Source organism: Streptococcus massiliensis DSM 18628, assembly GCF_000380065.1.
GTDB lineage: Bacteria > Bacillota > Bacilli > Lactobacillales > Streptococcaceae > Streptococcus > Streptococcus massiliensis.
Genome location: NZ_KB904447.1, coordinates 14732 through 37799, shown reverse-complemented (window position 1 = coordinate 37799; position 23068 = coordinate 14732). Strand labels below are relative to the sequence as shown.

Genomic DNA, 23068 nt, shown 5'->3' with positions numbered 1-23068 from the left:
CGATTTACAAAAGCTAGAGGAATATGATAGAATAATTTTATGAATAAAATGTATTTCGCAGAAAATCCAGATGCAGAACACGATATCCATCAGTTGAAAGTCAATCTTTTGGGGCAAAAGATGACTTTTTTAACCGATGCAGGTGTGTTTAGTAAAAAAATGGTTGATTATGGTAGTCAGGTCTTGCTGAATTGCCTTGATTTTGAGGCGGGAGAAAGTCTTCTGGATGTGGGGTGCGGTTATGGAGCGCTGGGTTTGAGCTTGGTAAAGGCTCAGAGTGTTGTGGCAACGCTAGTTGATATTAACCAGCGGGCACTGGATTTGGCGCAGAAAAATGCTGATTTGAATGGAGTAGAAGCGGCTATTTTTCAGTCGAATATCTATGCAGAAGTTGACGGGCAGTTCCACCATATCATCAGCAATCCGCCCATTCGAGCGGGCAAGCAAGTGGTTCATCAGGTTATTGCTGGAAGTTACGAACATTTGCTGGACGGTGGCGATTTGACCATTGTCATTCAGAAAAAGCAGGGCGCACCAAGCGCCAAGGCAAAAATGGAAGAAGTGTTTGGAAATTGCCAAATTATCAAGAAAGACAAGGGATATTATATCTTGAGGAGTGAGAAATAATGCGTGCAGTTGATATTATTCAGAAAAAACGGGACGGATTGGAATTGACTCGTGAAGAAATCGAGTGGCTGATTGAGGGTTATGTGGCAGGAACAGTGCCGGATTATCAGATGTCGGCTTTTGCCATGGCCATTTATTTTAAGGGCATGACAACGCGGGAAATTTCTGACTTGACCATGACTATGGTAGGGACGGGGCAAGAGATAGATTTGTCAGCCATTTCTGGTATCAAGGTAGATAAGCATTCGACTGGCGGTGTGGGCGATAAGGTGACTTTGATTTTGGTGCCTCTGGTGGCGAGTTTTAGTGTGCCAGTTGCCAAGATGAGCGGGCGAGGGCTAGGGCATACTGGAGGCACTCTTGACAAATTGGAGTCTATTAAAGGATTTCAGATTGAACGTAGTCAAGAGGAATTTATTCGGCAGGTGCAGGACATCGGTCTGTCCGTTATCGGGCAATCTGACCAGCTGGTCAAGGCGGACAAGCTCCTTTATGCGCTGCGTGATGTGACAGCGACGGTTGATACGATTCCACTCATCGCAAGTTCTGTCATGAGCAAGAAAATTGCCGCAGGTGCTGACAGTATCCTACTAGATGTGACGGTCGGTGAAGGTGCTTTTATGAAGAATATTGATGATGCACGTGTGCTGGCACAAACCATGGTCGATCTTGGTAAGGCAGTTGGGCGGCGTACGACGGCCGTTATTACGGATATGAGCCAACCTTTGGGCACTAGCATTGGCAATCGCTTGGAAATCTTGGAAGCCTTGGAAATCTTGCAGGGCAAGGGGCGTGAGGATATTACCGATTTCATTTGTCAGCTGGCGCAAATTATGCTGGGTTTGGCAAATGTGGATAAGACGGTAGAACAGGTGCGCGAGCATTTGCAAAATGGCGCCGCTCTCAAAAAATTCGAGCAAATGGTTGAAGCACAAGGCGGAGACTTGGAAGACCTCTATCGCCCGTCAAGTGCAAAATTTGTGCTGGAAGTTCGGGCTGATGGGGACGGCTATATTTCTGACTTGCCAGCTATGGAATTCGGGCTCTTTGCCATGAGACTGGGTGCAGGACGGGCTGTGAAGTCAGATGTTTTGGATTTTGAAACGGGAATTGTTTTTGAGAAAAAAGTCGGTGAAAAAGTAACCGCTGGGCAAGTTTTGTCAAAAATTTATGCCAATCAAAAAATTTCACAAGAACTAGTTACAGAATTCAAAAAAAATGTTAAAATAAGTAATGAGCGGAAAAAAACGAAAGAAATTTTAGAGATTATTTCTTGAAAACACTTTAAATACGAACAAATAGAAACACTTTTTCTAGTTCTGTATAATTTGATTGGAAAGAATACATATTCTCAAAATTATATTCGTCTTTATCCTATCACAATCTTTAAACTCGCAACTTTGTTGCAAAATTTTTAGGAGGTTCAGCAATGAACAAAAAACAATGGCTAGGTCTTGGTCTAGTAACTGTCGCAGCACTCGGACTTGCTGCATGTGGAAATCGCTCAAAGAAGTCTGATAATACAGCTTCAAAATCAGATGTTCGTCCTGCGATTGTTACAGACGTTGGCGGTGTTGATGACAAATCATTCAACCAGTCAGCTTGGGAAGGACTTCAAGAATGGGGGAAAGAAAAGGGACTTTCAAAAGATAAAGGTTTCACTTACTTCCAATCTACCAACGAGTCTGAATATGCTAACAACCTTGAGCAAGCAGCTTCAAGCGATTATAACCTAATTTTTGGTATTGGTTATGCCCTTCGTAACGCAGTTGAAGCAGCAGCTAAAGATCACTCAGATCTTAACTACGTTATTATTGACGATGTGATTAAAGATCAAAAGAATGTTGTATCTGCAACCTTTGCTGATAACGAAGCCGCTTACCTTGCAGGTGTAGCCGCTGCTAAAACAACTAAAACGAAACAAGTTGGTTTCATCGGTGGTATCGAAGGTGAAGTTATCACTCGTTTTGAAAAAGGATTTGAAGCTGGTGTCAAATCTGTAGATCCAACTATCAAGGTACAAGTAGACTATGCTGCTGCATTTGACAAACCTGATAAAGGTAAGACAATCGCTGCTGCTCAATATGCTGCTGGTGCGGACGTTATCTTCCAAGCTGCTGGTGGTACAGGAGCTGGTGTCTTCAACGAAGCAAAAGCGCAAAATGAAACTAAAAACGAAGCTGATAAAGTTTGGGTTATCGGTGTAGACCGTGACCAAAAAGAAGATGGTAACTACACTTCTAAAGATGGTAAATCTTCAAACTTTGTACTTGCTTCTACTTTGAAACAAGTTGGTGCAACTGTTAAAGACTTGGCAAATAAACTAGCAGACAAGAAATTCCCTGGCGGTGAACACTTGACATATGGTCTAAAAGATAAAGGTGTTGACCTTGCGGAAACAAACCTTTCAAAAGATGCAGCTAAAGCAGTTGCAGAAGCGAAAAAAGCTATCTTGGACGGTTCAATTACTGTTCCTGCTAAATAAAATGACGAGAAGAGATTAACAGTAAGTTAATCTCTTTTTTTGAAAGCGTCAAACTTTTTTGCTAGAACTAGTTACAGATAGGCAAAAAAATGGTAGAATAGGTGTTGAGCCTAATGGAAAGGTAAGAAGTATGAAACTAAATAAATATATTGACCATACAGCTTTAAAGCCAGAAACCAATCAAAAGCAAATTGAAGCATTATTGGCAGAAGCTAAAGAGTACGACTTTATGAGCGTTTGTGTGAATCCTACTTGGGTTAAATTTGCAGCAGAAGCTTTAAAAGACAGCGATGTAAAGGTCTGCACGGTAATCGGTTTCCCTTTGGGAGCTAATACTCCAGCAGTTAAGGCGTTTGAGACTAAGGATGCTATTGCAAATGGTGCCGATGAAGTTGATATGGTTATCAATGTTGGCGCCCTTAAATCTGGCAATTTAGATTTGGTTGAAGAAGATATTCGAGCAGTTGTTGAGGCAAGCGGTGATACTTTGACGAAGGTAATCATTGAAACGTGTTTATTAACAGACGAAGAAAAAGTGCTTGCTTGCCAGCTGGCACAAAAAGCAGGAGCTGATTTTGTTAAGACTTCAACAGGATTTTCAACTGGCGGTGCAACAGTAGCAGATGTCGCTCTGATGAGACAAACAGTTGGTTCAGATATGGGAGTTAAGGCTTCTGGTGGTGCTCGTTCTTATGAGGATGCAGTTGCATTCATTGAAGCTGGTGCAACTCGTATCGGAGCTTCTTCGGGTGTAGCCATTATGAAGGGAGAAAAGGCTAGTGGCGACTACTGAAATGATTGATTTAGCCATTGAAGTTAGTAAAAAAGCCTATGTTCCTTATTCGCATTTTCCTATCGGTGCAGTTTTGTTGACAAAGGATGGAAAGATATTTACAGGTGTCAATGTTGAAAATGCTAGTTTTGGTTTGACCAATTGTGGAGAGCGGACAGCCATTTTTAAGGCAGTATCTGAAGGATATCAATCCTTTTCAGAACTTGTCGTCTATGGTGAAACAGAAGAACCAGTATCTCCCTGCGGGGCTTGTCGCCAAGTAATGACAGAGTTTATGGCACCCGATGCGCTGATTACATTGGTAGCCAAAGATAAATCCACAAAGGTTATGACTCTAGAAGAATTATTACCTTATTCTTTCAGGGATTTAGATTAGCTATAAATAAAATTCAAATGTATTCCTCAAGGTGCGGCCTTCGGGTCGCCCTTTTGGGATAGCTATTTTGTTTCAGTAAAGCTTGCCTATTGTAGACAGGTTTTACTAAAATAAAATGAGTTCTGAAAGGAAAAAAGATATGGCACATGATAATGTCATTGAAATGCGTGATATTACCAAGATTTTTGGTGAATTTGTCGCAAACGATAAAATCAATCTCCACCTCAGACGTGGTGAAATTCACGCACTTTTAGGAGAAAATGGAGCTGGGAAGTCCACTTTGATGAATATGCTAGCTGGACTTCTGGAGCCAACGAGTGGGGAAATTGTTGTGAACGGTAAAACTGTTCAACTAGATTCACCTTCTAAGGCGGCTGCTCTTGGTATTGGAATGGTGCACCAGCACTTTATGCTGGTGGAAGCATTCACTGTTGCGGAAAATATTATTCTTGGTAGCGAAACGACCAAGCATGGTGTTTTAGATATTAAAAAAGCAACTCAAGAAATCAAAGAACTGTCTGAAAAATACGGCTTAGCAGTGGATCCATCTGCTAAGGTTGAGGATATTTCTGTCGGTGCTCAGCAGCGTGTGGAAATTCTCAAAACCCTTTATCGTGGGGCAGATATTTTAATCTTTGATGAGCCAACAGCTGTTTTGACTCCTTCAGAAATTGAAGAACTTGAAAAGATCATGAAAAATCTGGTCAAAGAAGGTAAGTCGCTGATTCTGATTACCCATAAACTAGATGAAATCCGTGCCGTTGCTGATCGTGTGACTGTTATTCGTCGCGGTAAGAGTATTGAAACAGTGGAAATTACTGGTGCAACCAACCAAGATTTGGCTGAGATGATGGTGGGGCGCTCCGTTTCTTTCAAAACAGAAAAAAATGCTGCTAATCCAAAGGATGTGATTCTTTCAATCAAAGATTTGGTTGTCAATGAGAATCGCGGCATTCCGGCTGTTAAGGGCCTTTCACTTGATGTACGAGCTGGTGAGATTGTCGGTATTGCGGGGATTGATGGCAATGGCCAAAGTGAACTTGTTCAAGCTATCACAGGACTTCGTAAGGTTAAAGAAGGTACGATTACGATTAAAGGTGAAAATGTTGTAGGACATTCGCCACGAAAAATCACTGAAATGCAAGTCAGCCATGTACCAGAAGATCGTCATCGTGATGGTTTGGTACTGGATATGATGATTTCTGAAAATATTGCTCTACAAACTTATTACAAGGAGCCGCTTAGCAAGAATGGGATTCTTAATTATAACAACATCACCTCTTACGCTAAAAAATTGATGAAAGAGTTCGATGTACGCGCAGCTAGTGAATTTGTACCTGCGTCAGCTCTTTCCGGTGGTAATCAACAAAAGGCGATTGTGGCTCGTGAAATAGATCGGAACCCTGATCTTCTGATTGTTAGTCAGCCAACTCGCGGTTTGGATGTCGGTGCTATTGAGTACATTCACAAGCGCTTGATTGAAGAACGAGATAAGGGCAAGGCTGTTCTTGTTGTCAGCTTTGAATTAGACGAAATCTTAAATCTCTCTGACCGAATTGCAGTTATTCATGATGGAAAAATTCAAGGAATTGTATTGCCAGAAGAAACCAACAAACAAGAATTGGGTATTCTCATGGCTGGTGGAGAATTGAAAAAGGAGGAGACACATGTCTAAGAAAATGCAACAAATTGCTGTGCCTTTGATTTCCGTTCTCCTAGGAATTATCTTGGGCGCGATTGTGATGTGGATTTTTGGCTATGATGCCATCTGGGGGTATGAGGAGCTCTTTAATACCGCTTTTGGTAGTCTGAGAAGTCTAGGTGAAATTGCTCGTGCTATGGGGCCGCTAATCTTGATTGCTCTCGGTTTTGCAGTGGCTAGTCGAGCTGGCTTCTTTAATGTCGGGCTTCCTGGTCAGGCTTTGGCTGGTTGGGTAATGGCTGGTTGGTTTGCGCTTAGCAACCCTGATATGCCACGAGTGATTATGATTCCGATGACGATTCTCATTGCTATTGTCTCTGGAGGTATAATTGGTGCAATCCCTGGTGTCTTACGCGCTTACCTAGGGACCAGCGAAGTTATTGTTACCATCATGATGAACTACATTGTCCTTTATGTCAGCAATGCTTTTATTCATCATTTTCCAAAATCTGTCATGCAAAGTATTGACTCTAGTAAGCAGGTTTCTGCTAATGCAACTTATCAAACCGAGTGGTTGCGAGCCTTAACAAATAACTCACGGATGAATATCGGTATTTTCTTTGCCATTGTTGCCGTAGTATTGATTTGGTTTTTACTAAAGAAAACAACTCTTGGTTTTGAAATTCGTTCGGTCGGTCTGAATCCAAACGCTAGTGAATACGCGGGGATGTCTGCTAAACGTACGATTATTTTATCAATGATCATCTCTGGTGCACTAGCGGGGCTAGGTGGAGCAGTTGAAGGTCTTGGTACTTTCCAAAATGTTTATATTCAAGGTAGTTCCTTGGCCGTTGGCTTTAATGGTATGGCCGTCAGCTTGCTGGCTAATAACTCACCGATTGGAATTCTTTTTGCAGCTTTTCTATTTGCTGTCCTCCAAATTGGAGCACCCGGAATGAATAAGGCTTCAATTCCACCTGAATTAGTTAGCATTGTAACAGCAGCTATTATCTTCTTCGTTGCTGTTCACTACATTATTGAGAAATTCATTAAACCACGTAAAAGACTGAAAGGGGGAAATTAAGATGAATTTAGTGACCATGTTATCCTTATTGGTTTCTTCAATGCTGATTTATGCAGCACCCTTGATTTTTACCTCTATCGGTGGGGCTTATTCTGAGCATGCCGGCGTTGTTAATGTCGGACTTGAAGGAATCATGGTTATGGGAGCCTTTTCGGGCGTTGTCTTTAACTTAACTTTTGCAGATTCTTTTGGTTCTGCAACCCCTTGGCTGGCTTTACTTGTCGGTGGCCTTGTTGGCTTGCTCTTTTCGATTATTCATGCGGTTGCAACAATAAATTTTCGAGCAGACCATGTTGTGTCTGGTACGGTGCTTAATCTGATGGCGCCAGCACTTGCAATCTTCCTAGTTAAAGCCTTTTACGGAAAAGGGCAGACGGATAATATTCAGCAATCCTTTGGTAAATTTAATTTCCCTATTTTATCAGACATTCCTGTGATCGGTGATATTTTCTTCAAACACACTAGTATTATGGGTTATCTTGCAGTTGCCTTTTCTTTCCTAGCGTGGTTCATCATGTTTAAAACTAAGTTTGGACTGCGCCTGCGCTCAGTAGGGGAACATCCACAAGCGGCTGATACTTTAGGGATTAATGTTTATCTGATGCGCTACTATGGAGTGTTAATCTCAGGTTTTCTTGGAGGTATTGGAGGAGCTATTTACGCTCAATCAATCTCCGTTAACTTTGCTGCAACGACGATTATCGGACCAGGATTCATCGCCCTTGCCGCTATGATTTTTGGGAAATGGAGTCCAATCGGTGCTATGCTGTCGAGTCTATTCTTTGGTTTATCACAAAGTTTGGCAGTTATCGGTGGTCAGTTACCATTCTTATCAAAAGTTCCAACAGTTTACTTGCAAATCGCACCTTATGTCTTAACCATCGTGGTTCTTGCAGCATTCTTTGGAAAAGCAGTAGCACCAAAAGCAGATGGTATCAACTATATTAAGTCAAAATAAGAGGAAGGGTGTTTAAAAGATTTTCGTCTCTATATTATTTGGTTTTAAAATCTTCTCATGCTATATGAGAAGATTTTTATTGTTTAAATGGTAAAATAATAGGTACAGGGAACTTTTTAAGGATAAGGAGAAAAAGCGATGAATAAACGACAAACTGAAATATTAAAATATTTAAAGAAACAAAAATTTTTTAGAACTTCAGATCTAGCTAAAAAATTTAACTATAGCGAGAGTACTATAAGGAGAGATTTGGCCGTTTTAGAAAATCTTCATTTGATTAAAAGAGTTTCTGGTGGTGCAATAGTCATTGATGATGATTTTATTGAGAATCCAACTGAATTAAAATATTTTGTCAATAGTTTTGAAAAAAATAAAATAGCTGATTTAGCTTTAGATTATATTGCAGATTATCATTCTATATTTTTAGATTCTAGCTCGACCTGTCAATATCTAGGTCATTTGTTGCAGGAGAAAAAACATTTGACTATTTTTACAACGAATTTATCAACGGCAGATCTAATTGATAAGGGAAATATTAGTCATAGCTTATATATGATTGGAGGACAAGTATCAAATGGTAAAGTTAGTGGCTCAATAACCGAAAAATTTATGAGAGATATTGAAGTAGATATTGCTTTTATTTCTTGTAAAGGAGTAAGCAGTGATTATACTATTTCTGAGGTTTTAGAGACGGAAGCACTATTTAAAAAAATTGTTCGTCAACACGCTAAAAAAGTCATTTTAGTAGCGGATCATTCAAAAATAAATCGCTCTTATCTTTTTAAAAGCTTATCGCTCAGTGATATTGATTGTTTTATTACAGATAAGCAACTTCCACAAGACTTTGTAACGTACCTAGAAGAAAATAATATTGATTATCTATTCTAAAATGATTGAAAATGAGCAAAATAGCTGATTCCAATCATCTTCTTTGCACAAAAATCAGATTATTAAGCAAATATTGAAATTAAATGAGTGTTTTGCTACCATGAGGTTGAAAGAACTAAAGGAGAAAACATCATGAATAAAAAAGAGATTATCAGAGTTATAGTTGAAAATCTGGGTGGTAAAGAAAATATTATAAATTTTTCTCATTGTTCGACAAGACTTAGATTTGATCTAAAAACTACTCGTCTAGTCAATTGTAAAGCAATAGAAGGCCTTAAAGAGGTTATGTCAGTTGTCGAAGCGGCAGGCCAAGTCCAAGTAGTTATTGGTCCTAATGTGATCTACTATTACCCAGTATTAGAAGAATTTATGGATAGAGAAGGAGTAGGTGCTGTTCCCGATGACGCAAAAGAGTACTCAAAGAAAAATATTTTTTCAGGGCTAATTGACATTGTATCCAGTCTGTTTACTCCCTTGATTGATGTTCTGATAGGAGCTGGTATTTTAAAAGGAGTGTTGAGTATTCTAGTTGCTGTTGGCTGGTTGGGTACCAGTACAGGAACCTATGAAATTCTGAATGCTGCTTCGGACAGTCTTTACTACTTTCTTCCAATCATATTGGCTATTACAGCATCCAGAAGGTTTAAAACGAATCTATATGTTTCGGTGACTGTCGCAGGAGCACTTTTATATCCAAATATTACTTCACTTTATAATAGTGGAGCTAAGTTAACCTTTTTAGGAATCCCATTTGTTTTAACAGCTTTTAAAAGCAGCGTATTTCCAATTATTTTTGCTATTTTACTGTTAAGTTATGTAGAAAGAATTGAGGCTAAACTATTGCCAGAGTCTATAAGAAGTAGATTAGCACCATTCTTTTCCCTTTTAGTTGTTGTTCCAATCACAATAATTATCTTTGGTCCAATCGGTTCAACACTTAGTAATGTTATTGCACATATTTATTCAACTATATATACTTGGAATCCAACGGTTGCAGGCGGATTTATTGGAGCGCTAGCTCAAGTAATGGTAGTTTTTGGTATTCATTGGGGATTGTTTCCGATCATCTTTTCAAATATTGAAAAATTTGGTTTTGATACTATTTTGGCAGTTTTCGGTCCTAGTATCATTGCTCAATCTGGTGCGACATTTGGTGTTTATTTAAAAACAAAAAACAAAGAATTAAAGAAAACCACAACACCAACAACGATTATGGGATTTTTTGGAATTTCAGAACCAGCCATTTATGCTGTTAATTTAAAATTTAAAAAACCTTTTATTATGGCAATCATAGGAGGTGGTATTGGTGGTGCGATTGCTGGAGCGACGGGCGCAAGAGCAGTCGCTGTTGCCGTTGCAGCTGTTCCTACTTTCCCAGCTTACTTTGGAACAGGTTTTGTGGGATTTCTAGTCGGCTATTTTGGTGCTTTTATCCTCACAGCAGTTTTGACTTATTTCTTCGGCTATGATGACAGTATGTTAGAAGATATTGAATTAGCGGAAAGTAGAAAAGGGTGATCGTTTGATAAAATCAGAGCTAGAAATCAATTTAGAGGGTCGTAAAGATAATCAATTTTCTCAAAGTGTTTTAACAAAAATACAAAACTCAGGAGATTTAAATAAAAATTTTGAACAAGAATTGTCATTTGAAAATATCTCTATTACTCAAATTAGAAGACAAATGGGGAAAAAGAATATAGATTTTTCAAATGGCAATGTTGATAAAAACTATCAGCTAATTAATAAAAGGATTGAGGTTGGTGTTTACCGTTCTAAAATATTAAAGGACAAATCTGACAAAGTTCTTTACTTCATTCACGGTGGTGGGTTTGTTGGTGGAAATTTTTTTCAATATGAGAATCAAATAAAGCTTATTGTAGAGCAAACGGGTTGTACGCTTGTAGCTATTAATTATCGCCTAGCGCCCGAAAATCCTTTCCCGGCAGGTTTATTAGATTGTTTTGCTGTTTATCAGTGGATAGTAAAGAATGCTGGGAAATTCGGATGGAGTACTAATAAAATAATAATGATTGGTGACAGTGCAGGTGTGAATTTGGGGATAATGTTAGCTTTGAATTATCCAACAGTGCAATTTTACAGTATTATCAATATTTATGGATGTGTAGATAATACACCTACCAGAAATCAAAAATATAGATGGTCTCTTGAAAAATATCACATTTTACCAGATCAAGAGGAAATATTGAATTCTCGTCTTTTAAAATTTAAACAACAAATGGATTTTTTTAATAAATTATATTTCAGTTCGGAGTTAGCCACTAAAAAAATATATAAAAATATTTTAAATTGTGATAACTATGTGAATATCCCACGAATGTTATATATCGAGGCAGAATTTGATTATTTTAGGTGGAGCAATCGTTATTTGATAAATGAAAAATTGCAAGAAACTTGTGTTGATATCATAATGTTTAAGGGAGTGGATCATGGTTTTTTTGAAAGGCTGGGCTTTTGTAATGAAACTCTAATCTGTATCAATAAAATTTCTCAGTATATTAACCATATATAAAAATTTATGATTTGATAAAAGAAACCAGCAAGTTATAACAGTAAAATCAAAACCGGTCTGTGGAATTTCTTTTGCCTCTTAATTCTTAAATAAACACGTATATACTATATTTTACATCTCAGAGTTCTTCTAATTGTGTTTTTGTTGATCACAATGACATCTCTCTGAGATGTTTTTTTCATATTTTCCAATATCTAATTTTATTTTAGAGCTTTCTCTTTTAAGAAAAGGTTTAAAAAACTCTATTTTTACAAAAAATGCTTGACAGGTTAAGCTTCTAATGGTATATTTAACTAGTTAATAAACTGGTTAAGGAGGAAATATGAAAAGAAAAAATTTTTATGGAGGTCTAGTAGTACTTGTTTTATTTTTGGTTCTAACTGCTTGTCATGGGAAAAAGGAAGCAAATAAGGTGAGTGGTGGAATGAAGATAGTGACTAGTTTTTACCCGATTTATTCTCTGGTAAAAGAGGTATCTGGAGACCTCAATGATGTAAAAATGATTCAGTCAAGTAGCGGTATTCACTCTTTTGAACCGTCTGCTAATGATATAGCGGCCATCTATGATGCAGATGTTTTTGTTTACCATTCTCGCACTTTGGAGTCGTGGGCGGGAAGTTTAGATCCTAATTTACAGCATTCTAAGGTAAAAGTGCTTGAGGCTTCTGAAGGAATGAAGCTAGAGCGGGTACCTGGTTTGGAGGATATGGAAGCTGGTGAAGGAGTTGATAAAAAAACGCTTTACGATCCGCATACTTGGTTGGATCCTGATAAGGTAGCCGAAGAAGCAGGGATTATTGCCGAACAATTATCTAAACTTGATGAAAAACATCGTTCTACATATGAAAAAAATGCTCAAGCAATTAAAAAACAAGCCCAAAAATTAGTCGAAAAATATGAGCCTTTATTCAAATCTGCTAAACAAAAAACCTTTGTGACCCAACATACAGCTTTTGCTTATTTGGCGAAACGATTTGGTTTAACTCAACTGGGGATTGCAGGCATTTCACCAGAGCAAGAACCGAGCCCGCGCCAGTTGACAGAGATTCAAGAGTTTGTTAAGCGCTACGGAGTAAAAACAATTTTTGTTGAAAGTAATGCCTCTTCTAAAGTAGCAGAAACTTTGGTCAAGTCAACAGGGGTCAAGTTAAAAACACTAAATCCATTGGAAGCAGATCCGGCTAATGATAAGTCGTTTATAGAAAATTTAGAAGAAAATTTGGCGATTTTAGCTAAAGAATTAAAATAGAAGTGAGGAATTTATGAAGAAAAAATACATTGCAGGTTCAGTTGCTTTAGTCGCTGCTCTTAGTCTTTGCAGTTATGAGTTGGGGCGTTTTCAAGAGAGCCAGAATCAAGCGAACAAAAAAGATAACCGCGTTGCTTATGTAGATGCTAAGTCAAGTAAGAAAAACCAGGCAAGCAAGGCAGAAAATTTGACTCCTGATCAAGTCAGTGCCAAAGAAGGGATCAACGCAGAGCAAATTGTTGTCAAAATTACTGACCAAGGTTATGTAACATCGCATGGCGATCATTATCATTACTATAATGGCAAGGTGCCTTATGATGCCATCATATCAGAAGAGTTGATCATGAAAGATCCAAACTATGTCCTTAATGATGCGGATATTGTTAATGAGGTTAAAGATGGTTATATTATCAAGGTTAATGGCAAATACTACCTTTATCTCAAAGATAAAAACCACACAACCAATGTTCGGACCAAGGAGGAAATTACTCGGCAAAAGGGTATTCATGGTGCTAGTGAAAATGGGATCTCTGGCGCTAGTAACTTAGGTGGTTCGGGTCATCGTGATAAACAAGGGCGTTACACAACTGATGATGGTTACGTGTTTAGTCCAACTGATGTGATTGAAGATACGGGTGATGGTTTTATCGTACCACATGGTAATCACACTCACTGGATTCCTAAGAGTGATCTGTCACCTAGTGAACTTGCAGCAGCGCAGGCTTATTGGGATAGTAAGCAAGGTGGGGGTAATAAAGGACATACATCACCACTTAATAATCCAGGGGCTAATTCAGGTTGGCAACCACCTACAAATAATAATGGAAGTTCTAATCAAGGTTTGCCTCCGATAAACAACAATCCGATTGTTCCAAACCCTGCACCATCGCAACCAAACAATCCAAATCCTGCACCAGAACAACCTAAACCAAGTCAACCGGCAGAAAAGAGCTGGCAAGATCGTTTGCAGGAGCTCTATCGCCTACCTCAAAGTCAACGTCACGTGGAATCAGATGGTTTAGTCTTTGATCCTGCGAAAATCGTTAAGCGAACGGCAACAGGTGTGTCGGTACCTCATGGTAATCATTATCACTTTATTTACTATAAAGACATGTCGCCTTTAGAGGAATACATTGCTAGAAACTTACCAATCGCTAACCAGCCAACTTACCCGAAAACGGCTGAAAATCCACCAGCCAATCAACCAAAAACGGAGCAACCAAAGACTGAGACACCAAAAACCGAACAGCCGAAGCCAGAGCAGCCCAAAGAAAAACCGCAGGAGGAAGGTGACCACGATTTCCATGCTGAGCATGTTATTGGTAAAGATGATGAAGGATATATTGTCCAACACGGAAATCACAATCATTACTTCTATAAGAAAGATTTGACGGCTGAGCAGATTGCAGCAGCAGAAGCACAACTGCAAAAGCAAGGTGAAAAATCAACTGAACCAGCTAAACCAACCATTGAAGATGTAGATCGTTTTTCTCGCGATGCTAGCGATGAAGAAAAAATCCAATACATCTCCAAAACCTACGGCGTTCCTCTGGAAGCCATTCGGATTTCCAACGGTTACTTTGTCTTCAACAATCCAGACCAAGCCTATGACCCGACCCATGTTCACCCCTATGCGGTGCGCAAGGAGCACGTGCGTATTCCTTTAGTGACGGGCAATGATGAGCTGGACTTCCTCAATGAACTCTACACGACTGCCCTGCGTTCGGGCTTGTCCCCTTATACCATTCAGGTGGAAAATGGACAATTTGTCATTCCCCACGGAGACCATAATCACTACATAAAAGTGCAGTCTAAGGGCGTGTCACAGGCTTTGAAATCGCGTATTCCAGCCCTCCAACCAGCTTATATTGTTGGTGATTTTGACCAAAAAGTTGTGTTAGCTAAGGTTGATAGTTTACTTAAAGAAAGTCGTAAACTTTATGCCAATGATCCACTGAAGCAACGTCGAATTGAAATGGCCTTGGGAGCATTTGTTGAAACAATGAAGAAATTGCCAAGCAATTCAACGGCGGGCTACTTAAATGGTTTAGCGCAATTTGATAAGCAATATATCCATGTTGACAACAAAGTTAAGCCAACGGAACCAACTACATTAGATAAGAAATACCAATCCTTAGTTGATAAACTTGCAATCATGGATACAGATAGTTATAAGATTAGCAAGAAAGAATTGTTAATTAGGCTTCAAACCGCCAAAGTGGCTCAGGATAGTTTGACCATGGATCAAGTTGAAAAACTTTTGACAGCTTTGAATGATTTTCAATCGCGGACAGGTATTACTTCGGTAGAATATCTCAAATTTTTCTATGAGAATTCAGATGACAATCGTCTTAGCAAGGAATTGGCTGACAAGGTTACCAATCTAGCTATGAAATTATATAAATCCCAAGCTAAGATCGAAGCCATTAATCTAAATGAACTTTTCCTTGACCTTTATCAAACCAAAAATGAAGTTTTGTACGTAACCGCGTCAGGAAAGAAAGCAGATGCCTCTGTTAAGACGGCTTTGGATAGCAACCGATTAGATGGTCATACTTACAAGACTAATATTTATAACTTCCTAACAGGTATTTATGGTAATTTTGCACCAAAACCTTACGAAGAAGTAGACAGTGCTGAAATTGAAAAAGTTTTTGCTCAAATTGAAGAGATGTTAGCGAAAATTACAGATACAGCAACAAAAAACAAATTAACAGCTACATTGACGAATCTCAAGCAAACCCTTAAGGGTAGTAACACTAATAAAAACAATGTACTTGATGCTGCTAAAAATCTGTTAGAACAAGTGAAACAAGCACTTCAGACAGCAGAGGAAAATCGTAAACCTGAAAATCCAGAACTTTATGCAAAACTATACGAGCTTTTGATGGGTGCTCATCGTTATCTTGAAGATAATTCTGGTTCAGATGAAGATTTCGATAAGGTTGATGCACTTCTAGATAAGTTATCTAACCCTGAAACAGATAAATCGGCACTTTGGTCAGAAGTACAAGCGCTTGTTAGCCAAATACAACACCCAGAGCGAGCAGGCAAGCCAAATTCACAAATCGCTTACACAGCTGAAGAAATTGCAGCAGCTAAGGCAGCAGGACGTTATACGACTTCAGACGGCTATATCTTTGATGTGAAGGATATTACGAGTGATGAAGGGGATGCTTACATCACACCACACATAGGTCATACCCACTGGATTCCTAAGTCTGACTTGTCTGAAGCAGAACGGGCAGCAGCAGATGCTTATTGTAAAGAAAAAGGTTTGACGAATAAAAAAGAAAAACCCGCACCAGATAAGAAACCAGATGCAGGTAAGGAAAGTGCACAAGCCATTTACGAGCGTGTGAAAGCAGCCAAGATTGTTCCAGTGGAAAAAATGCCGTATAGCACTGCCTATGCAGTTGAATATCGCAACGGTCAGTTGATTATTCCTCATTACGCCCATTATCATAATATCAGTCTTTCTTGGTTTGACGAAGGACTTTACCATGCGCCAGACGGTTACAGTATGGAGCAATTTCTCGCGACGGTGAAATATTATATCGAAAATCCAAATGATCGTCCTAAGTCAGACAACGGTTGGGGTAATGATAGTGACCACATCAAAAATGGTGGCAACCAAGCTCCGGACGATACGAACAAAGACGACAATGAGAAGAAGGAGGAAGAAAACGACTACACTGGTGAAAACAGCGAGGATAAGGAAGAAGAGCTAGACGACTATGAAAAGGCTCAAAAAGCGCAAGCCGAAGCAATGGGTATGTCACTTGCTGAATTTCAGGCCAAACTAGTTAAATTAGCTCTTAAATACAATGTGGGAGCAGATCGCATTACTTTTGATACTAATGCCAAAAATGCCACCTTTACGACTTCTGACGGCAAAACTAAGACAGTAAACTTTTTGACTTTAGAAGAAATAAACTAAAATAAAAAACTCTTGGAAAAATCCAAGAGTTTTTTGCTCTAAATTAATTTATATGAGAAACAATCCCAACAATGGTATCCACAGCGCGTTCCATAGTTTGGAGACTGACGTACTCGAAGCGGCCGTGCATGTTTTCACCACCGGCAAAGAGGTTTGGCGTCGGAATCCCCATAAAGGAAATTTTTGAGCCGTCTGTCCCGCCGCGAATCGGTTCGATAATCGGCTTGATGTCTAGTTTTTCCATGACTTCCTTAGCAATCTCAATCGGCGTCATGTCTTTTTCGATGACTTGTCGCATGTTGTAGTACTGATCTTTGAGTGTAATCAAGATGCGCTCGTCTCCCAGCTCCTTATTCATCTGGCTAGCGATTTGCTCAATCAGCGCCTTGCGCTTGTCAAAATTGGCCTCATCAAAGTCGCGGATAATGTAACTGGCACTTGCCTTCTCGACCGTGCCCTCCAGCTTGAGCAGATGATAGAAGCCTTGATAGTCCTCGGTCAGCTCAGGGCGGTCAGTCGCAGGCAGTTGGCTGTGAAAGTCTATGGCTAATTGCAGAGCGTTAATCATTTGGTCTTTGGCCGTTCCGGGGTGGACATTGCGCCCGTGGAAAGTCAGCTCCGCACTGGCTGCGCTAAAAGTCTCGTATTGGAGCTCACCCAGAGGCCCACCGTCAACCGTATAGGCGAAGTCGACATTGAAGTCTTCCACGTCAAACTGGTCGGCACCGATACCGATTTCTTCGTCAGGGCCAAAGCCGACCCGAATCTCACAATGAGGGATTTCGGGGTGAGCAGACAAGTATTCAATAGCCGTCATGATTTCTGCAATGCCGGACTTGTCATCGGCTCCCAAGAGAGTAGTGCCGTCCGTTGTAATCAGGGTTTGCCCCAGATAATTGCCCAGATTTGGAAAATCCTTGCTATTGAGCTCATAACCAGAAGTTCCTAGAGGAATTGGTGAGCCGTCGTAGTTTTCGATGACCTGTGGGGCAACGCCTTGGGCGTTAAAATCCGCCGTATCCATGTGAGAAATAAAGCCGATTTTATGCTTGAAGCGGCTGTCAGTCGCAGGCAAGGTTCCCACTGCAAAGCCATTTGGCAGATAATGCACGTCTTTTAAACCGACGCGCTCCATTTCAGGCAGCAGGATATTTTGCGCAAAATCAACCTGACTCTGCGTACTCGGTGTGGTCGTTGAAGTCTCGTCTGAGCGAGTATTGACCTTAACATAGGTCAAAAAGCGTTCTAGCAAATGTTCGTATTTCATACCGTCTCCTTTTTATGTTATACTATTTACTAGCACTAGTATAGCATATTAAAAAGCGGGCAACAATCCTATTTTACAGTTTAAGAAAAGTCAGGTCGTTTGCCCAAATCATCAAACAAGGAGAAACCATGAGATTATGGCATCAAGACTTGCTTGCTTTTCTTCCTAGGCAGCAGCTCCTGGGTCAGCATCGCGAATGTGCGGCACTGCGCGGCAAGGGCTGGGGTAGAAAGCACGCAACGGTCGATTATGTTTTTGAGCATAGCCCTTACAGGCTTTATGCCTATCATGTCCTGGTCATGGAGGAGATGAAAAAGCGGGGCTATCAGCCAGATGAGGACTGGTATGATAAGGATTACCGTGGCAAAGCTATAGCAGCCCATGCTCATCTAGCAGACGAAGCGCTAGCAAATCCTATTTATCCAGAGCACGACGCAGCCTATTTGACAGAATGTCTGGATAATCTGCTAAGGAAAGGGATTGAAGTAGAAAAAAGATGAGAATTTTCTCATCTTTTTTTATGATAAAATAAATTTTTCGATAGCTGTGGCAACGCCGCCCTGGTCGTTGCTGTCGGTCACGTAGTCGGCTAATTCTTTGACATGGTCGTCGGAATTTCCCATAGCCACGCCCAGACCAGCAAATTCGAGCATTTCGATGTCATTGTTGGCGTCGCCCAGCGCCATGATTTCCTCTGGCTTAATGGCTAATTTTTCAGTCAAGCGGGCAAGTCCAGTCGCCTTGGTTGTGCCTTTGGGCATGGTTTCGTAGATGACTGGTTGTGAACGAACGCCACTGAAGCGCGTTTCAAGGATTGAACCAAACTTGCTTTCAAAAAGGTCTAGTTCTTTTTCTGGGGCTAAATACATTCCCTGAAAAATGATTCTTTTCCCACTTGTTGCCTCTTCTAGTGAAATACAAGTAGGCGTAGTAAAGACCAGACTAGCGTCATATGTGACGAGTTCGCTCGGTTCCTCACCAACGACAAAATAGTGTTCTTGGTCAAAAAGTGTTAGCTGGGCAGGAGTTTTTTGAGCGATATCATAAAGGTAGTAAATATCATCCACACTTAACTCGCGCCAATCAACTAGGCTCCAATCACTAGTCTGATGAGTAGAACAGCCGTTGTTAATGATAACATATTCGTTTTCTGATCCTAGCCCTAGTTCTGCAAAGTAAGGCTTGACTCCCACTAAAGGACGACCTGTGCAGAGCACCAGCTTGACCCCTTTTTCAATCGCCTGATGAATGGCTTTAATATGCGCTTGAGGAATTTTCTTTTCATTATTTAAAAGGGTTCCGTCCATATCAAGAGCAATCAGTTTAATCATCTTTTCTCCTCATTTCCATATTTTACGCTAGTCTCTTCTCATAATTTTAACATTTTTCCATGTTCATTACAATTCTATGAAGCTTTTTCTTAAAAATCCTAGCCAAGAGCAGGAAAATCTAGTATAATAAAGTAGATTAAAAAGAAATAAGAAGAGAAATCTATGATTACGTTATTCTTATCCCCAAGTTGTACTAGTTGCCGCAAGGCGAGGTCTTGGCTAACCGACCACGAAGTTCCTTTTTTAGAACATAATATTATGACCAGTCCTTTGTCGAATGATGAGTTGCGCAATATTCTCGCTTTAACGGAAAATGGGACCGATGACATCATTTCTGTTCGGTCGAAAATTTTTCAGAAATTAAATGTGGACGTTGAGGATTTATCAGTCTCAGAGCTTTTGAAGCTGATTGAAGAGAATCCAAGTCTTTTACGGCGGCCAATTATTCTAGATGATAGACGAATGCAGATTGGTTTTAACGAAGATGAGATTCGAGCTTTTTTACCGCGTGACTATCGTAAGCAGGAGTTAAAGGCAGCCACCTTGCGTGCTGAAATTTAAAGAAATATTGATTGAGATGAAAGAAAATTATAGTTACCCACTAGATTTATCGTGGAGCACTGAAGAGCTTGCTTCGGTGCTCTCTTTTTTGAATGATGTGGAAGCTGCGTACGAGACAAATGTGTTAGCCGAAAAGCTGCTTGCAAATTACGCCGCTTTCAAACAGGTTGTCCCAAGCAAAGCAGAAGAAAAACGAATTGGACGCGAGTTTGAAAAAAGCAGTGGTTACTCGCTTTATCGTGCTGTGCAAGCAGCAAAAGAAAAGGAGAAGGGACGGTTTTCTCTTGAAAAATAAATTAGCATTTGCCAAGCAAATTGTCTTGGAAGCAGGTGAATTTTTGAGGACACATCGCCTAGACGAGTTGAATATTTCACAAAAGACTAGTCAGACAGATTTAGTGACTCAAATGGATCGGCAGGTTCAACAAAGTTTGATTGAGAAAATTCAAAAATGTTATCCAGCTGATCACATTTTAGCTGAAGAAGACGGTGTGCGGCATGATATTTCAGATGGGAATGTTTGGGTCATTGATCCAATTGATGGCACCACTAATTTTATCGTTCAGCATTCTGATTTTGCAGTTATGGTCGCGTATTTTGAGAAGGGAGTAGGGCAGTTTGGTCTTATTTACGATGTAATGGCTGACCAGTTGCTTTATGGTGGTGGCGAATTTCCTGTTTATTGCAATGAACAAATTCTGCCAACTTTTACCAGTAGTGAGCTAAAAATGTCGCTCTTGTCCATTAATGCAGGAATGTTTGAAAAAAATCAATGGGGTTTAGCCGATTTAGCTGCCAAAAGTTTGGGCGTTCGTGTTTATGGTTCAGCGGCGATCTCTTTTAGTCGAGTACTTACTGGGAAATTACTGGCTTATTTTACTTGTATCTGTCCTTGGGATTACGCCGCAGCTAGTATTATGGGGGAAAAGTTGGGTTATGTAACTTTAACCTTAAATGGAGATAAACCGAATTTTCAGAGTCAACAAGCAATCATGATGGTACCTCATTGTATGCAGGAAGAATTTCTGAATTATTTGAAATCACACAAGGAGATGACGAGTGAATTTGCCACAAGACTTTCGTGATAAATATCAAGAACTGTTAGGTGCAGAAAGTTCAGATTTCTTTGCTAGTTTTGAGAACGAACCGATAGCAGCTTTTAGGCTTAATCCTTTAAAAGCAGCTCAGCAAGCTTTCCCTGATCCTATTCCTCAAACGCCTTGGGGGTATTATGGCAAGATTTCTGGTAAGTCTCCCGAGCATGTGACAGGCTTGGTTTATTCACAAGAACCCGCCGCTCAAATCGTGGGGCAGGTCGCTCAGCCACAAAAAGGGATGAAAGTCTTAGACTTGGCAGCAGCGCCAGGTGGAAAGTCCACTCATCTCTTGTCCTACTTAGGAAATACCGGACTTTTGGTGTCAAATGAAATCAGCAGCAAGCGCAGCAAGATTTTGGTGGAAAACATCGAGCGCTTCGGCGCCAGAAATGTGCTGGTTACTAACGAATCCGCTGAGCGCCTAGCTCAGGTTTTTCAGGGATATTTTGATTTGATTGTGCTAGATGCGCCTTGTTCGGGTGAGGGCATGTTTCGTAAGCAGCCAGAAGCCATGGATTATTGGAGTGAGATTTATCCGACGGAGTGTGCGGCGCTGCAAAAAGAGATTTTGGCGGATGCTATTACTATGTTGGCAGACGGAGCTTATTTGGTGTATTCGACCTGCACTTGGGCGCCAGAGGAAAATGAAGAAATCGTCGCTTGGCTCTTAGAAGAGTATGATTTGGAGCTGCTAGACATTTCCAAGATAAACGGCATGGTGGAAGGTATCGGCTTTCCCCAGACTGCGCGCATGTACCCACATCGTTTCAAGGGTGAGGGGCAGTTTGTGGCTAAGTTTCGCTTTAGGGGACAGAATGTCAGCAAGAAAATCAAGCCTCTGCGTTCCAATCTGACGAACGAGCAAAAGCAGCTCTGGCAAGATTTTGCTCAGAAACATCTGAAAACAGAGCTAGTAGGAACCTTGCAGACTTTCGGCGACCAGCTTTATCTTGTGCCGCAGGGGCTGCCAGATATCAGCAAGCTGAAAATTGCTCGCAACGGACTTCATCTGGGCACTTTTAAGAAAAAACGCTTTGAGCCGAGTTTTGCTCTGGGTTTGGCTTTGCAAGCAAATGAGACCGTTAATAACCTTAAACTGAATGAGCAACAATTTTATCAGTACGTAGCGGGTGAGACCATAAATTTGGATAAAGATTTACCAAATGGTTGGTACCAGATTCTAGTGAATGGCAATGGTCTTGGCTTTGCTAAGCTAGTGTCTGGCACTTTGAAAAATAGTTTTCCTAAAGGGCTACGTTTTCAATCTAATTAAAGGCTTAATGCTATGCAAGAGCTTTATCTTGTGTTATAGTAGGACTACTGAATACAAGCGAATTTATATTGATTTATGAAAAAGGATAATTAAAATGAAGTTTAATCGCAAGTTGGGTTTGGCCTTACTTTTCCTCTTAGCTAGTAGTAGTTTAACCGCCTGTGCCGCTTGGATTGACCGCGGTGAGTCAATTACGTCGGTGGGGTCAACAGCGCTCCAGCCTCTGGTCGAAGCAGCGGCTGATGACTTTTCTGCTGCAAATGTTGGCAAGATCGTCAATGTTCAAGGTGGCGGGTCAGGAACGGGCCTGTCACAGGTGCAGTCTGGCGCGGTGCAAATTGGTAACAGTGACGTTTTTGCTGAGGAAAAATCAGGAATTGACGCCTCTAAGCTGGTCGACCACCAAGTTGCCGTGGCGGGTCTGGCTGTCATTGTCAACAAAGAGGTCAATGTCAAAAATATCACCTTAGACCAGCTCCGTCAGATTTTCACGGGTAAGATTACCAACTGGAAGCAGCTAGGTGGGAAAGATTTGGAGATTTCTATTATCAACCGTGCAGCTAGCTCAGGCTCGCGTGCGACTTTCGATACGACGGTTATGAAGGGCAAGAGTGCCATTCAGAGCCAAGAGCAGGATTCAAACGGTATGGTCAAGTCAATCGTTGCTCAAACACCGGGAGCGATTTCTTATCTGGCTTTTGCCTATGTGGACAAGACGGTCAAAACCATTCAGCTCAATGGCTACAAGCCGACAGCTGAAAATGTAACGACCAATAACTGGCCACTTTGGTCTTATGAGCACATGTATACCAAGGGTGAGCCGACCGAATTGACCAAAGATTTCTTAGAATATATTTTATCAGACGATGTACAAAAAGGTGTTATTACGGGCATGGGATACATTCCCATTAACGATATGAAAGTCAGCAAGGACGCTAACGGCAATGTGACGCCTAAGTAAGGGAGA

At 40.5% G+C, this 23068-nt stretch carries 21 protein-coding genes; 19 read left to right on the top strand and 2 right to left on the bottom strand.

The window, feature by feature from the left end; all coding sequences use genetic code 11:
- The first annotated feature begins 39 nt into the window (after positions 1 to 39).
- The 13 genes from A3I3_RS0109980 (at position 40) to A3I3_RS11260 (ending at position 16572) form a co-directional block, all read left to right on the top strand.
- Entirely contained in the window at positions 40 to 627 is a 588-nt protein-coding gene (locus A3I3_RS0109980) for a class I SAM-dependent methyltransferase (protein WP_018372544.1), read from the top strand.
- Positions 627 to 1904: a pyrimidine-nucleoside phosphorylase gene (locus A3I3_RS0109975; RefSeq protein WP_018372543.1), complete on the top strand. Its 1278-nt coding sequence runs from the start codon at positions 627 to 629 to the stop codon at positions 1902 to 1904. The genes A3I3_RS0109980 and A3I3_RS0109975 overlap by 1 nt, the downstream gene beginning before the upstream one ends.
- A gap of 152 nt (positions 1905 to 2056) precedes the next feature.
- Positions 2057 to 3112, top strand: a complete 1056-nt coding sequence (locus A3I3_RS0109970) for a BMP family lipoprotein (RefSeq protein WP_018372542.1) — start codon at positions 2057 to 2059, stop codon at positions 3110 to 3112.
- Positions 3113 to 3242: 130 nt separating this feature from the next.
- On the top strand, positions 3243 to 3905 hold the full coding sequence (gene deoC, locus A3I3_RS0109965) for a deoxyribose-phosphate aldolase (protein WP_018372541.1): 663 nt from the start codon (positions 3243 to 3245) through the stop codon (positions 3903 to 3905).
- Entirely contained in the window at positions 3892 to 4281 is a 390-nt protein-coding gene (locus A3I3_RS0109960; RefSeq protein ID WP_018372540.1) for a cytidine deaminase, read from the top strand. Before deoC ends, A3I3_RS0109960 begins: the two co-directional genes overlap by 14 nt.
- 139 nt (positions 4282 to 4420) lie before the next feature.
- On the top strand, positions 4421 to 5956 hold the full coding sequence (locus A3I3_RS0109955; protein WP_018372539.1) for an ABC transporter ATP-binding protein: 1536 nt from the start codon (positions 4421 to 4423) through the stop codon (positions 5954 to 5956).
- Entirely contained in the window at positions 5949 to 7007 is a 1059-nt protein-coding gene (locus tag A3I3_RS0109950; RefSeq protein WP_018372538.1) for an ABC transporter permease, read from the top strand. Before A3I3_RS0109955 ends, A3I3_RS0109950 begins: the two co-directional genes overlap by 8 nt.
- A 1-nt stretch (position 7008) precedes the next feature.
- Positions 7009 to 7965, top strand: a complete 957-nt coding sequence (locus tag A3I3_RS0109945) for an ABC transporter permease (protein ID WP_018372537.1) — start codon at positions 7009 to 7011, stop codon at positions 7963 to 7965.
- A 138-nt stretch (positions 7966 to 8103) separates the two neighbouring features.
- Entirely contained in the window at positions 8104 to 8853 is a 750-nt protein-coding gene (locus A3I3_RS0109940; RefSeq protein WP_018372536.1) for a DeoR/GlpR family DNA-binding transcription regulator, read from the top strand.
- A 132-nt stretch (positions 8854 to 8985) separates the two neighbouring features.
- A complete protein-coding gene (locus A3I3_RS0109935) occupies positions 8986 to 10371 on the top strand; it encodes a PTS transporter subunit EIIC (RefSeq protein ID WP_018372535.1) in 1386 nt (461 codons plus the stop codon).
- Positions 10372 to 10375: 4 nt separating this feature from the next.
- A complete protein-coding gene (locus A3I3_RS0109930; protein ID WP_018372534.1) occupies positions 10376 to 11383 on the top strand; it encodes an alpha/beta hydrolase fold domain-containing protein in 1008 nt (335 codons plus the stop codon).
- A 322-nt stretch (positions 11384 to 11705) separates the two neighbouring features.
- Positions 11706 to 12632, top strand: a complete 927-nt coding sequence (locus A3I3_RS0109925; protein ID WP_018372533.1) for a metal ABC transporter solute-binding protein, Zn/Mn family — start codon at positions 11706 to 11708, stop codon at positions 12630 to 12632.
- A 13-nt stretch (positions 12633 to 12645) separates the two neighbouring features.
- Positions 12646 to 16572 carry a pneumococcal-type histidine triad protein gene (locus A3I3_RS11260; RefSeq protein ID WP_018372532.1) on the top strand — a complete coding sequence of 1309 codons (3927 nt, stop codon included), beginning with the start codon at positions 12646 to 12648 and terminating at the stop codon, positions 16570 to 16572.
- Positions 16573 to 16615: 43 nt separating this feature from the next.
- On the opposite strand, the gene pepT is transcribed toward A3I3_RS11260, so the two are convergent.
- A complete protein-coding gene (gene pepT / locus A3I3_RS0109915) occupies positions 16616 to 17839 on the bottom strand; it encodes a peptidase T (RefSeq protein WP_018372531.1) in 1224 nt (407 codons plus the stop codon).
- Positions 17840 to 17967: 128 nt separating this feature from the next.
- Here pepT and A3I3_RS0109910 point away from each other — a divergent pair, with 128 nt between their 5' ends.
- Positions 17968 to 18339, top strand: a complete 372-nt coding sequence (locus A3I3_RS0109910) for a TIGR02328 family protein (protein ID WP_018372530.1) — start codon at positions 17968 to 17970, stop codon at positions 18337 to 18339.
- 18 nt (positions 18340 to 18357) lie between these two features.
- Here A3I3_RS0109910 and A3I3_RS0109905 read toward each other — a convergent pair whose 3' ends face one another.
- Entirely contained in the window at positions 18358 to 19170 is an 813-nt protein-coding gene (locus A3I3_RS0109905) for a Cof-type HAD-IIB family hydrolase (RefSeq protein ID WP_018372529.1), read from the bottom strand.
- Positions 19171 to 19332: 162 nt separating this feature from the next.
- Between A3I3_RS0109905 and A3I3_RS0109900 the strand changes: the two genes are divergently transcribed.
- The 5 genes from A3I3_RS0109900 to A3I3_RS0109880 all read left to right on the top strand — a co-directional run bounded on the left by A3I3_RS0109900 (position 19333) and on the right by A3I3_RS0109880 (position 23062).
- Entirely contained in the window at positions 19333 to 19731 is a 399-nt protein-coding gene (locus A3I3_RS0109900; RefSeq protein ID WP_026129789.1) for a Spx/MgsR family RNA polymerase-binding regulatory protein, read from the top strand.
- A 16-nt stretch (positions 19732 to 19747) separates the two neighbouring features.
- The gene (locus A3I3_RS0109895; protein ID WP_026129790.1) at positions 19748 to 20026 is read left to right on the top strand and encodes a UPF0223 family protein; all 279 of its coding nucleotides are present in this window, start codon (positions 19748 to 19750) and stop codon (positions 20024 to 20026) included.
- Complete coding sequence (locus tag A3I3_RS0109890; protein WP_018372526.1) at positions 20016 to 20816, top strand: inositol monophosphatase family protein; 801 nt, start codon at positions 20016 to 20018, stop codon at positions 20814 to 20816. Before A3I3_RS0109895 ends, A3I3_RS0109890 begins: the two co-directional genes overlap by 11 nt.
- A complete protein-coding gene (locus A3I3_RS0109885; protein ID WP_018372525.1) occupies positions 20791 to 22101 on the top strand; it encodes an RsmF rRNA methyltransferase first C-terminal domain-containing protein in 1311 nt (436 codons plus the stop codon). The genes A3I3_RS0109890 and A3I3_RS0109885 overlap by 26 nt, the downstream gene beginning before the upstream one ends.
- A 94-nt stretch (positions 22102 to 22195) precedes the next feature.
- Positions 22196 to 23062: a phosphate ABC transporter substrate-binding protein PstS family protein gene (locus A3I3_RS0109880; RefSeq protein WP_018372524.1), complete on the top strand. Its 867-nt coding sequence runs from the start codon at positions 22196 to 22198 to the stop codon at positions 23060 to 23062.
- Positions 23063 to 23068: the final 6 nt, after the last annotated feature.